Annotated in this window: 10 protein-coding genes; 6 read left to right on the top strand and 4 right to left on the bottom strand. The window is 68.5% G+C overall.

Features of this window, described 5'->3' with window-relative positions:
- The 4 genes from MTR62_RS17660 to MTR62_RS17645 all read left to right on the top strand — a co-directional run.
- The coding region (locus tag MTR62_RS17660; protein WP_244023393.1) for a hypothetical protein at positions 1-431 on the top strand (431 nt) is incomplete at its 5' end.
- 79 nt (positions 432-510) lie between these two features.
- Positions 511-1,614: a DSD1 family PLP-dependent enzyme gene (locus MTR62_RS17655; RefSeq protein ID WP_244023391.1), complete on the top strand. Its 1,104-nt coding sequence runs from the start codon at positions 511-513 to the stop codon at positions 1,612-1,614.
- A gap of 56 nt (positions 1,615-1,670) precedes the next feature.
- Positions 1,671-3,746 carry a S9 family peptidase gene (locus MTR62_RS17650; RefSeq protein WP_244023389.1) on the top strand — a complete coding sequence of 692 codons (2,076 nt, stop codon included), beginning with the start codon at positions 1,671-1,673 and terminating at the stop codon, positions 3,744-3,746.
- A gap of 237 nt (positions 3,747-3,983) precedes the next feature.
- Positions 3,984-6,503, top strand: coding sequence for a calcium-binding protein (locus tag MTR62_RS17645; RefSeq protein ID WP_244023387.1), 2,520 nt, complete (start codon positions 3,984-3,986; stop codon positions 6,501-6,503).
- A gap of 232 nt (positions 6,504-6,735) precedes the next feature.
- Here MTR62_RS17645 and MTR62_RS17640 read toward each other — a convergent pair whose 3' ends face one another.
- The 3 genes from MTR62_RS17640 to MTR62_RS17630 form a co-directional block, all read right to left on the bottom strand.
- Complete coding sequence (locus tag MTR62_RS17640) at positions 6,736-7,914, bottom strand: M24 family metallopeptidase (RefSeq protein ID WP_244023385.1); 1,179 nt, start codon at positions 7,912-7,914, stop codon at positions 6,736-6,738.
- A gap of 176 nt (positions 7,915-8,090) precedes the next feature.
- Entirely contained in the window at positions 8,091-8,261 is a 171-nt protein-coding gene (locus MTR62_RS17635) for a hypothetical protein (protein ID WP_244023383.1), read from the bottom strand.
- Positions 8,262-8,499: 238 nt separating this feature from the next.
- Complete coding sequence (locus MTR62_RS17630) at positions 8,500-9,141, bottom strand: DUF4136 domain-containing protein (protein ID WP_244023395.1); 642 nt, start codon at positions 9,139-9,141, stop codon at positions 8,500-8,502.
- 320 nt (positions 9,142-9,461) lie between these two features.
- On the opposite strand from MTR62_RS17630, the gene MTR62_RS17625 reads away from it, so the two are divergent.
- Positions 9,462-10,103: an MOSC domain-containing protein gene (locus MTR62_RS17625; protein ID WP_244023381.1), complete on the top strand. Its 642-nt coding sequence runs from the start codon at positions 9,462-9,464 to the stop codon at positions 10,101-10,103.
- On the top strand, positions 10,100-11,263 hold the full coding sequence (locus MTR62_RS17620; RefSeq protein WP_244023379.1) for a glycoside hydrolase family 76 protein: 1,164 nt from the start codon (positions 10,100-10,102) through the stop codon (positions 11,261-11,263). Before MTR62_RS17625 ends, MTR62_RS17620 begins: the two co-directional genes overlap by 4 nt.
- A gap of 444 nt (positions 11,264-11,707) precedes the next feature.
- On the opposite strand, the gene MTR62_RS17615 is transcribed toward MTR62_RS17620, so the two are convergent.
- Positions 11,708-12,073: hypothetical protein (locus MTR62_RS17615; RefSeq protein ID WP_244023377.1), on the bottom strand; the 366-nt coding region annotated here is incomplete at its 5' end.

The raw sequence follows: 12,073 nt of genomic DNA, 5'->3' as shown, positions 1-12,073 counted from the left end.
CGCTGGTGGCGCAGGGCACGCGCGGGCGGGTCGAGCGGGCGGGCGAGGGCGTGCTGGCGAGCGACCATCCCGACTTCGCGCTCTGGCCGCTCGAGCTGGCGGCGCAAGGGGGCAACGACGGCCAGGTATTGTGGTGGGGCGACACGCTTTTCGCCAGGGGGAGCCAGCCCGCGAGGCCCGAACCCGACGCCGCGCTGCTGGCTTACACCGGGCTGTTCGGCGACGGCACGCCCTGGTTCCGCACCCGGCTGGTGGTGCGCGGCGATGCGCTGGTGTCCGATCTGTTCGGCCCGATCGTCCCGCGCGAAGGCGGCTTCTGGTCGGCGCGCAGCGATGCGGGCGGGACCGACCGGATGTGGCTGACGCAAAAGCTGGGTGGGCGGCTTCACGTCCTCAACTTCTGCGGCGCGGCCTACCGGCGGATCGTGTGATTGCCGCGCGCGTGCGGGATGCCTACCACCTGGCCTGCCACCCCACACGTGGTCGCCTAGCCTGAAAGGTCGCTGTCCCATGCCCTGTCCCCCGCTCGCCACGCCCGCGCTGCTGCTCGATCTCGACCGGTTCGAGCGCAATCTGGCCAGGATGGCCGCGCACGCGCACGCCGCCGGCGTGGCGCTGCGCCCGCACGCCAAGACGCACAAGTGCGCCGAGATCGCGCGCGCCCAGATCGCGGCTGGCGCGGTGGGGCTGTGCTGCGCCAAGCTGGGCGAGGCCGAGGCGCTGGCGGATGCCGGGCTCGACGGGCTGCTGGTCACCTCGCCGCAGGTCACGCCCGATGCCTTCGCGCGGCTGATCGCGCTCAGCGCCCGCGCGGCGGGCACGCGCGCGGTCTGCGATGATCCGCGTATTGCCAAAGCGATGGGCGCGGCGGCGCAGGCGGCGAGAGCGGAGCTTGCGGTGCTGGTCGATCTCGACGTCGGGCAGGGGCGCAGCGGCTGTGCGAGCGTGGAGGATGCGCTTGCGCTTGCCCGACGGATCGCGGCGACGCCGGGGCTGCGGCTGGAGGGCATCCAGGCCTATGCGGGCCATGCGATGCACATCACCGGCAGCGCGGCGCGCCGGGCCGAACTGGAGCGCGTGGCGCGGCGCGTGGCGGGCTTGCGCGACGCGCTCACCGCGATCGGCCTTGCGCCGGGGATCGTCACCGGCGGCGGCACGGGCAGTTTCGGCATCGATGCGGGGCTTGGCGTGTTCACCGAACTGCAGGTCGGCTCCTACGTGTTCATGGACCGCGAGTACGACGACATCTGGACCGAGGCGGGCGAGAGCGCCCCGTTCGAGCCCGCGCTCACCCTGCTGGCGACGGTGACCAGCGCGAACCATCCGAGCCACTGCACGATCGATGCCGGGTGCAAGGCGCTGGCCACCGACGCGGGGCTGCCGCGGGTGATCGCCGGAGCGCCCGCGGGCACGCGCTACGCCTTCTTTGGTGACGAGCAGGGCCGCCTGATCTACCCCGAGGGCATCACGCGCGCGCTGGCGCCGGGCGATCGGGTGGTGCTGCAACCCGCGCACTGCGACCCCACCGTCAACCTTCACGACACGCTCCACGCGGTGCGCGGCGGCGCGCTCGCCGCGTCCTGGCCGATCACCGCGCGCGGGCGTTGCCGTTAGCGCGGCGCCCTTTCTTCCATGGCGTCTTGCCGACCTTGCGACAAAGGACCCCTTCGATGACCCAGCCGATCCTGACCGCCTTGCGCACCGGCGCGCTTGCCCTGGCGCTTCTTGGCGGGGCGCCGCTGGCGGCTGGGGCGCAGGCCCCCGGGGCCGAGGCGCTGATTTCGCGCGCGGCGCTGTTCGGCAATCCGGTCAAAAGCGATGCGCGCCTTTCGCCCGACGGCAAGTGGCTGAGCTTTCTCGCCCCGCGCGCGGGGGTGATGAACCTGTGGATCGCCCCGGCCGATCATCCCGCGGCCGCCCGCCCGCTGACGCAGGAGAGCGGACGGCCGATCCAGTCCTACTTCTGGGCCGCCAATTCGCGCCAACTGCTCTACGTCAACGACACCGGCGGGGACGAGAATTACCGCCTCTACGGCGTCGACGCGCTGAGCGGGGCGCGGCGCACCTATACCGACGATCCGCATACCCGTGTCGAGGTCATCAAGGTCAGCCCGGCGCATCCCGATGCGATCCTCATCGCGCTCAACGCGCGCGATCCGCGCTGGCACGACGTGTTCCGGCTCGACCTCGCGACCGGTAAGCGTACCGAGGTGTTCCGCAACGAAGGCTACGCCGGGATCACCGCCGACGATGCGCTGCGCGTGCGGCTGGTCGCGCGCGCCCGCGCGGACGGCGGGCGCGATTACCTGCGCGTGACGAACGGCGTGGTCGAAACCCGCCCGCTGCTCTCGATCGGGCTCGACGATGCGCTGACCACCACGCCGCTCTCGTTCACCGCCGACGGGCGCACGCTCTATTGGCTCTCCTCGGCCGGGCGCGATACCGCCGCGCTCACGGCGCTCGATATGAAGAGCGGGGAGAGCGGGGAGAGCGGAAAAACCGGAGCGGGCGGGGCGATGCGCGTGCTGGGCGAGGATGCCCGCGCCGACGTGGAAGCCGCGCTGTTCGACCCGGTGAGCGGGCGCGCGCAGGCGTTCGAGGCGGCCTATCTCGCGCCCGAATACACCGCGCTCGATCCGCAGTCGGGCTCGCCGGGCTCGGGCATCGCGGGCGACCTCGCCTTTCTCGCCAAGGCGGGCAAGGGGCTGTTCACGATCGAGAGCCGCACCCGCGCCGACGATCGCTGGGTGGTGCGCTTCGAGGCGGGCGACCGCGCGCCCGAAAGCTGGCTCTACACCCGCAAGGGGCACCGGCTGACCCGCCTGTTCGCCTCCTACCCCGCGCTCGACGGTGCGCCGCTGGCCGAACGCCGCGCGGTGGTCATCAAGGCGCGCGATGGGCTTGACCTGGTGTCCTATCTGACGCTGCCGAGGGGCGCCAAGGGGCCGGTGCCGCTGGTTCTGTTCGTCCACGGCGGGCCCTGGGCGCGCGACCGGGCGGGGTTCCAGGCCTACCACGAATGGCTCGCCAACCGGGGCTATGCGGTGCTCGCGGTCAATTTTCGCAGCTCGACCGGGTTCGGCAAGGCGTTCATCGCGGCGGGCAACCGCGAATGGGGCCGCAAGATGCACGAGGACATTCTCGATGCGGCCGACTGGGCGGTGCGCCAGGGGATCACCACGCAGGGCCAGATCGCGATCCTGGGCGGGTCCTACGGCGGCTATGAGACGCTGGTGGGGATGACCATGACGCCAGAGGCTTTTGCCTGCGGGGTAGACATGGTCGGCCCGTCGAACCTGCTTACCCTGATGGACACTTTCCCGGCCTACTGGAAGGCCGAGCTTGATCAGTTCCACCAGCGCATGGGCAATCCCGAAACCGAGGAAGGCCGCGCGATGCTCAAGGCGCGCTCGCCGATCACCTACGCCGGGCAGATCGCGCGCCCGCTGCTGATCGCGCAAGGCGCCAACGATCCGCGCGTCAACATCCGCGAGAGCGACCAGATCGTTGCGGCCATGCGCGCGCGCCATATCCCGGTGACCTATCTGGTCTTTCCCGACGAAGGCCACGGCTTTGCCCGGCCGGAAAACGCGATCGCCTTTGCCGCGGCGGCCGAGACGTTCCTGGGCCATTGCCTGGGCGGGCGGGTCGAGCCGATCGGCGAGGCGCTGGCGCGCTCGAGCGGCGAGGTGCGCGAAGGGGGGGATTACATCGGGGTGAAGGACACGCAGGCCAGCGCGCGCTGATGGTCCACTTTCCACCCCTAGCCTCGCTGCGCTTGGCCAGTCTCGCAGCCCTCCCGCTTTTGGAAGGGCGTGATCGTGTGTTTCCGCAGCCTTTGCGTGGGATGGCAAACGGGTGTTTACCCTGTTTCCCAGCGCTTGTGCCTAGCGGGTCGCTCGCCCCAAATTCACCGCCCTTGCCCTAGGTCGCCTGCGGACAGGCCGGGCGGTGGAGCGCCCGCGCGCAAGGAGGCAAGAGGCATGGATCTGGGCACGCAGACCCATTTCGGGCAAGGCTGGGGCACCGGGCTGCTCGCGGCGCTGGAGGAGCTGGGGGTGGACGCGATCCGCGATTCGATCCCCTGGGCGCAAGTCGAGACCCGCCGTGGCACCTACGATTTCACGATCGCGAAAGCCAGCTGGCTCGACGCCGCGCTCGACGCTGGGCTCGCGGTCTCGCTGACTTTCGCGCAGACCAACCCGCTCTACGACAAGGGCTACACCGTCTACACCGACGCCGGGCGCGCGGCCTTCGCGCAGTTCGTGGTGGCCACGCTCAAGGCCTATCCCAATGTCTCGGCGATCGAGATCGGCAACGAGTACAACTCCAACTCCTTTGTCACCGGCCCGATCCTCAAGGCCTCGGCGCAGCTGCGCGACGATTACTACGCCAAGCTGCTGGCGGCGGTGGACGATGCGCTCGATGCGGCGGGGATCGCGGTGGAAATCGTCGGCGGGGCGACCCATTCGATCCCGGTGGATTATTACGCCGACCTGGCCGAACTGGGCGCGCTCGACCATCTCGACGCGATTTCGATCCACCCCTACACCACCGAGCCCGAGCAGTTCGCCGACCAGATCGCGCTGCTGCGCTCGGTGGTGGGCGAGGACATCGCGATCCGCGTCACCGAATTTGGGGACCAGTTCGAAAGCCTGGCCGATGCGCCGGCCTATCTGGCCAAGATGATCGCGGTGATGGGCGATGCCGGGATCGCCAGCGCGAGCTGGTACGCGCTGGCCAAGCAGGCCTGGTACACCAACATGGAGCTGTGGGAGCAGGACAGCGGCACGGCGAGCCCGGCGGGCGACACATTCGCCTTCCTCGAACCGCTGGTGCAAAACGGCGCGGCGATCACCCGCGTGGACAGCGCCAGTTCGATCTATTTCTACACGCTGGGGGACAACGCGGCGCTGGTGTGGGGTACGGCGCGCGCGATGACGCTGGGCGCCGGGGTCGAGGTCTATGATCTTGCGGGCAACCGGCTGAGCGGGTTCGATGGCACGCTGTCGTTCGATACGCCGGTCGTGCTCGTCGCCGCAGGCGGGTTCGATCCCGCTTCGGTGCACTTCGGGACGAGCGCGGTGATCGCTGACAGCTACACCGATTTCGACCTTGGCGCGACGCTGGGGTCGACCGACGCGGCGCAGGGGTGGAGCTATTTTGCGCAGTCGGGGACGGGCAAGCTGGTCGAACTGGTGACGATGGGCGGGGGCATGAGCTCGGGCGAGCTGTGGACGCCTTACCTTGGCGCCAGCTGGCTGCGGCCGCTGCGGGTTACCGCGACGTCAATCGCACCGGTCGATTTTTCGGGCGGGACCAAGGCTTCGGCGCGCTACGAGGTGGTCGAGCGCTACACGTTCGACGAAGCCGGAACCTTCACGCTGAGCGGCCACTACGATGTCGCCGATGCGAGCGACGACGGCGTTTTCCTGACGGTGCTGGTCGATGGCCGCGCGATCTACAGCGCGCACATCTACGACACGGCGAATGGCAACGTGCTCGACTTCGCGCTCGAGCATCTGTCCTTCGCGGCGGGTGACACGGTCGATTTCGTCGTCTCCTCGGGCGCCAACGCGAAGAACGACGCGACCGAGCGGCGCATCCAGATCGTGAGCGAGGCGGCGGCCGACACCGACGTCGCGCTTTCGGCGAGGAGCGCGGGGCACGCGGTGACGCTCGACTACAGCGGCGCGAAAGGCGCGGTGAAGCTCGACCTTGCGGCGGGCAGCGCGCGCGTCGACGGCAAGGCCGAGGCGGCCGAGGGCGCAGACGCGATCGGTTCGCGCTACGCCGATACGCTGTGGGGCGATGGCGCGGCCAACCGGCTCGAAGGCGGGGCGGGCAACGACCGGCTCTACGGCCGCGCGGGCGATGACACGCTGCTGGGCGGGGCGGGCAAGGACCGGCTCGACGGCGGGGCCGGGGCCGACACGCTCGCGGGCGGGGAGGGCAACGACCGCTACTATGTCGACGACGCGCTCGACGTGGTGGTCGAGGAGGCCGGTGGCGGGGTCGACCGGGTCTACGCCAGCGTCAGCTACGCGCTTGCGGACAATGTCGAACAGCTTATCGTGCAGGGCCGGAAAGACCTGTGGGCCACCGGCAACGCTCAGGCCAACGTGCTGGTGGGCAACGCGGGCGACAACACGCTGACCGGCGGCGGCGGGGCGGACCGGATGACCGGGGGCAAGGGCGCAGACAGCTTCGTGTTCGACACGCTCGAGGCGTCGTCAGCCTGCGACGTCATCACCGATTTCGTAAGCGGGGTCGACACGCTGGCGCTGTCGCGCGCGGTGTTCGCCGCGCTGGATGGCTTTGCGCTGGGCGAACTGGCCGATTTCGGCGTGACGGGCAGCGCGCTCGACACGCTGCTGCACTACGACGCGAGGGCCCGCACGCTCTACTACGACGCCGACGGCGAAGGCGGCGAGGCGGGTATCGCGCTGGTGCGCTTTACCAGCGACGTCAGCCTCGCGGCGGGCGACGTGATCCTGATCTAGTGGATTGATTTTGACATTTGCATCCCCTGGCGGCTGGGATGGGTCTGCAAATGTCAAAATCGTAAAATCCACTAGAATCAAATATATGCTAGNCTAGTGGATTGATTTTGACATTTGCATCCCCTGGCGGCTGGGATGGGTCTGCAAATGTCAAAATCGTAAAATCCACTAGAATCAAATATATGCTAGTGGTTCGATCACGCCACGTGGGCGCGATCAGGCGATCAGGCGATCAGGCGAACGGGCGGTCGAGCGCGACTTGCGGCTCGGTGAACCAGCGCGCGCCATCCTGCGTCACATAGAAGTGATCCTCCAGCCGCACCCCGAAGCGTTCGGGGTAGACGATCATCGGTTCGTTCGAAAAGCACATGCCCGGCTCCAGCGGGGTCTTGTCGCCGCGCACCAGATAGGCCGGCTCGTGGATGGCAAGGCCGATGCCGTGCCCGGTGCGGTGCGGCAGGCCGGGCAGCGCGTAGTCGGGGCCAAGGCCGCCGGCTTCGAGCACGCGGCGCGCGGCGGCATCGATTTCCTCGCACGGCACGCCGGGCTTCACCGCGGCAAAGGCAGCGGCCTGCGCTTCCTTTTCGAGCGCCCAGGTCTCGGCGATGAGCGGTTCGACGCGGCCGAACGCGTAGGTGCGGGTGATGTCCGAATGGTAGCCCTCGACCCGGCAGCCGGTGTCGATCAGCACGAGCTGGTCGTCCTCCAGCTCCTGGTCGTAGGGCAATCCGTGCGGATAGGCGGTGGCGTGGCCGAACTGGACGGCGCAGAAGTACGAGCCCGAGGCGCCCAGCGCGCGGTGCGCCTGGTCGATGAAGCGGATCACCTCGCTCGCCCGGATGCCCGGTGCGAGGATGCGCGCGGCGGCCTTGTGGACCTCGAGCGTCATCGCCTTGGCCTGCTGCATGAGCGCGAGTTCGGCGGCCGACTTGACCATGCGGCAACCATCGATGACCGGCGCGCCGTCCAGCGTGGTGGCCACTGCGTCCATGAACCGGCGCGCGTGGCCCGCGGCAAGCCAGGGGTCGAGCGCGAGCCGCGCATTGGGGCCAAGCCGTGCGCAGGCGGCGGCGACCGGGTCCTCGTCCTCTTCCCACAGCGCCAGGTCCGCCGCGATGCGCAGCTCGGCCTCGAGCGAGCCCCGCTCGAAGGCGGGGCACACGATCACCGGTTCGCCGGCCAGCGGCAGGACCAGTGCGACGAGCCGCTCGGTCGGTGACCAGCGCACCCCGGTGAAGTAGGTGAGGCTGGGCCCGGCGTTGACGACGAGCGCATCGGCGCCCGCCGCGCCGATCAGCGCCCGCGCCTTGGCGAGGCGCGCCTGATACTCGCCCGGCGTGATCGCGGGGGCCCAGTCCTGCCAGCGGGTCAGCCGGTCGAGTTCGGTTTGCGGGTCGGATCCGGCGATCATCGGCAGGCTTTCTTTCGTGGGTGGTCGGGGCTGCCTCTTGTCACGTCTGGCCAGGGAAAGTCCAGTGGGGGCAGGCAGGGTTGGGGCAGGCAGGGTTGGGGCAGGCCGGTTGGGGCGGGGCGTCGTCGGGTGAGGCCCCCTTTCGTCGCGCCCCGCGCCGCAATCGGGGGCGGGGTTCAGTCCTTCGGGTCGCGCTTTTCGCGGCGGCGGCGCAGCAGCCACCAGCCCGCGCCGCCCAGCCCGAACACGGCAAAGGCCCCGCGCGCGAGCGTGGCAAAGGCGGCTTCCAGCGCGCCCACGGTGACACCCCAGAACAACTGCGACATGATGGCCATGAAGGTATTCATCGCGCGTCCTTATCCCGTCCCTGCCGGTAGCGGGTCAACCCCTTGCAGCCCCGCTCGCCTGGGCGGCGGCGGTGGCGGGGCTGTGTTGCACGCGGATAACAGCGGCGCACAACACGCTCACGAGAGCCTCACGCGCGCCGTGAAGAAAGGGCGAGCCCGCCTTGCAACGGACCCGCCCCTCGGTGTCTCCCTCTCTACAGGGGGAGCCTGTCAATCAAACTGGCTGGGAGCAGGAAGCTTACTTCTTGCCCTCCGGTGCGACTGTAATGCGCACATCCTCGCCCGAGTTCCCGGGGAAACCGGAGAACATCGCCTGGACGAGATTGGGAACCAGATATTGCAGGCTGTTGGAGGTCGAGACGGCCTGGGCCTTGCCTTCGAACAGGCGCTGGCCATCGGCCGCACGGTCGATCTTGAGCTTGATGCCGCTGGTGTAGACGGTGAACGAATTCACCCCGCCGTCGAAATAGGGATCGTACCAGCCAAAGCGCCAGGGGCTGCCGTAGAACCCGCCGAAGCGTCCGAAACCGCCGTAATAGGGGCCGGGGCCGTAGCCGTACCAGGGCGACCAGTAGGGCGAGGGACGCGACTGGATGCGTTCGCGCCCGTTGTCGACGCCGTAAGTGAAGCGCACGATGAGATCCGCGCTCGAGGCACTGGCGGCGGGCTGGTAGCCGAACTTGGTCAGCTCCTTGGAGACGAGCCCGGCGTACTGCGCGAACTCGAGCCCGCCCGAAAGATCGGGATTGTCGGCGACCACCGCGAAAGTCTGGCCGGCGGGGGCGGGAAGCTGCGACTGGAAGCGCGAGACGTTGGCGTTGAAAGGGGCCGCGCAGGCGCTGAGCGCGCCGAGCAACAGGACCACGAGCGCCAGGCGCATCTTGGTGAACAGGCCGCCGTCCCGCGAAACTGAGGACGATGGGCCGAAAAGCTGTGTCATTCTTTTCACTCCACTGGCCTTGTTCAGGGTGTTCGGCGGGATCGAAACCCCGGACCCGCGACCGGGGGCCGAACCGAAAAGGCGCAACTTCGACAATGCTGTCCAGGGCCTGAATAGCGGTTGAATGGCATTTGGCTTGCGATGAACCGCCACCGCGCTAAAGGCGGCGTGTCCGGCAAGTCCGGCTGCCCCGATGACAGGACCAAATCGGCAACACCCTGTGATATAGGCACTTTGCAACTGGAAGGCGAGTCCGTCCCATGCGTATTCTCTCGATCAATTGCGGCAAGGCGGCGCGCTTTCGCGGGGCCGACGAACACAGCGCCATCGCCAAGCGCGCGGTTCGCGGCAAAGTGCGCGTGGGCTGGCTTGGCATCGAGGGCGACGAACAGGCCGATCTTGCGGTCCACGGGGGGCCTGAAAAGGCGATCCATCACTACCCGCGCGACCACTACCCCTTCTGGCGCGAAACCATCGGTGCGCACCCGCTGCTCGATGGCGAGGGCGCCTTTGGCGAAAACATCGCGACGCAGGGACTGACCGAGGAGACGGTCTGCGTGGGCGATCGCTTTCGCCTCGGCAGCGCGCTCGTCGAAGTGGCGCAGGGGCGCCAGCCGTGCTGGAAGCTCGACCACCGCTTCGACGGGGCGAAAGTCATGGGGACGGTGGTCACCACGCGCCGCTCGGGCTGGTACTACCGCGTGCTCGAGGAAGGCGCGGCCGAGGCGGGCGACGTGTTCGAACTGGTCGAGCGGCCCTGGCCGCAGTGGAGTGTGGCGCGCGTGTTCGGCCTGCTCATCGCGGGCGATCACAAGCGCGATCCGGCAGGGCTCGACGCGCTGGGCGAACTGGCCCCGCTTGCCGAGGCCTGGCGCAAGCGACGGGCCAAGTTGCTGGGATGAGCCTGCCTGGCTGGAAGGTGATGCGCGCGCCGGGCGCGGCGCTGCTGCTGGCGTGCCTGCCGCTGGCGGGCGGGACGGCGCTGGCGCAGGGGGCGGGGCAAGGAAGCGATGCTTCTGTGTCCGATGCGCCTGCGCTCGATGCTCCATTGGCCGATGGCGCGCCGGACAGCTCGCCCACAGCGCCGGGCCTGTGGGCGCAGCGGGCGGGCGATGCCTTCGCCTATCTCGATGCGACCTGGTGGAAAGAGGGCGATTGGGAGCGCGCGGGCGGCTGGCAGCGCTTCGTGCTGGCCGATATGCTGATCGCCTACCGCAAGCGGACCGGCGATACCCGGTTCGACGATCGTATCCACACCGCGCTGCGCAACCATTCGCGCCTCGCGCTCAACGACGATGCGCTCTGGGCGGTGATCGCCAGTGTCGATGGTTATGAACTCGAAGGCGACCCGCAGCTGCTCGACTACGCGGCGACGACCTTCACCGGGCTGGTCGAGACCTACTGGGACGAGACGTGTGGCGGCGGGATCTGGTGGGGGCCGCACCGCACCTACAAGAACGCGATCACCAACGAGCTGCTGATCACCGCGGCGACCCGGCTCTACCGCGTGACCGGGCAGGACAGCTACCGCCAGTGGGCGCTGCGCGGGTGGGGCTGGCTCGGCGCCTCGGGCATGATCGGCGGCGATGGCCTCGTTAACGATGGCCTCGCGATCGACGCGAAGACGGGGGTGTGCACCAACAACGCACGGCCGCAGTGGACCTACAACCAGGGGGTGATCCTCTCGGGCCTGTCCGATCTGACGCGGATCACCGGGGAGCCGATCTACCGCCAGCGCGCGGTCGCGATGGCGCGCACTGCGCTGGCCACGCTGACCAATCCCGATGGCACCTTGCGCGAACCGGTCCCTGCCATCGGGCTCGACGGGCTCGCCTTCAAGGGCATCTTCGCCTTCCACCTTGCGGCGCTGATGGACGACTTGCCCGAAGGCCCCGACAAAGAGGCCCTGCGCGCCGCCGCGCGCCGCAACGCCGAGGCGATCTGGCGGATCAGCGCGGGCGCGAGGGAGCCGATCGATTCGGACTGGACCGGCCAGACCCATCAGTACGGCGGCGGCGCCCAGGCCAGCGGCGCCGCAATGCTGCTCGCCGCGGATCGCTGAGGCGCCAGCCGGGCGACCGTCCCGGCTGGCCGGAAAGGCGGACAAGGCCGCTCGGCTGCCCCACCGCGCCGCGACCCTGTTCGCGACGCTCGCCAAGTCGCGCTGCCCCTCCTGTGTGCGGGAGCGAGAGATGGCGCGTTGCTCTCCCGCTGGCGGGAGGGCCGGAAGGCTTGGGACCGAAGGGACCCAGCCGCACGGGGTGGGCTCACCACAACGCCTGCAACGGGGGCGTGTGCGGAAATTCCGCGTTGCGCCCTAATTGGTCGTTCCAAGGCCGATTTGACATTCTTGGCAGCGGTCCGTCCGGTTTCCCTCGCGGACCAGATTAATCAGCAGCCGGGATGGGGTGGTTGGTGGACGCTAATTCGTCAAACCTGCGCTGGCATTGCGCTGTTCAAGATCGATCATCCATTGTGGCTTTTGCACGCTTCGCAAGTCACTAAGTTATTCAATTAAAAGAATATTTCTGTTTCTTCCGCTCTCGACATAGCCGTGAAATGCAAAGCTGATGTAGTGACCATCGCTGCTACCGATCAGGAACTCTCTTACCTCAAGTTCAGCGGGCCGACTCAGTTCAAATGAGTTGCCTCCACTTCGATCGGAACAGCCTGGAGCCTGCAACGAGAGCCCATGCATGCTGCGGATGAAAACCCCTCTGCCTGTGATCAGCCCGGACTCTAAGTCATTCACATTCCAGCAGGGGCCAAGTGTCTTTTCCGGAGTTTGAGTCGAGCATCCTGTTGCGAGGAGACTTAGGAGCGCAACCTGGGCACCTCCATTTACCTCTCGCCAAGTGCGCCTTGAGATGAT

Source organism: Novosphingobium organovorum (genome assembly GCF_022832435.1).
Classification (GTDB): Bacteria; Pseudomonadota; Alphaproteobacteria; order Sphingomonadales; family Sphingomonadaceae; genus Novosphingobium; species Novosphingobium organovorum.
This window is presented reverse-complemented; position numbering and strand designations above follow the sequence as displayed.

Coding starts and splice junctions, on each gene's coding strand:
- MTR62_RS17645 (WP_244023387.1), top strand. CDS start 3,984: ATGGATCTGGGCACGCAGACCCATTTCGGGCAAGGCTGGGGCACCGGG.
- MTR62_RS17625 (WP_244023381.1), top strand. CDS start 9,462: ATGCGTATTCTCTCGATCAATTGCGGCAAGGCGGCGCGCTTTCGCGGG.
- MTR62_RS17630 (WP_244023395.1), bottom strand. CDS start 9,141: ATGCGCCTGGCGCTCGTGGTCCTGTTGCTCGGCGCGCTCAGCGCCTGC.
- MTR62_RS17620 (WP_244023379.1), top strand. CDS start 10,100: ATGAGCCTGCCTGGCTGGAAGGTGATGCGCGCGCCGGGCGCGGCGCTG.
- MTR62_RS17640 (WP_244023385.1), bottom strand. CDS start 7,914: ATGATCGCCGGATCCGACCCGCAAACCGAACTCGACCGGCTGACCCGC.
- MTR62_RS17650 (WP_244023389.1), top strand. CDS start 1,671: ATGACCCAGCCGATCCTGACCGCCTTGCGCACCGGCGCGCTTGCCCTG.
- MTR62_RS17655 (WP_244023391.1), top strand. CDS start 511: ATGCCCTGTCCCCCGCTCGCCACGCCCGCGCTGCTGCTCGATCTCGAC.
- MTR62_RS17635 (WP_244023383.1), bottom strand. CDS start 8,261: ATGAATACCTTCATGGCCATCATGTCGCAGTTGTTCTGGGGTGTCACC.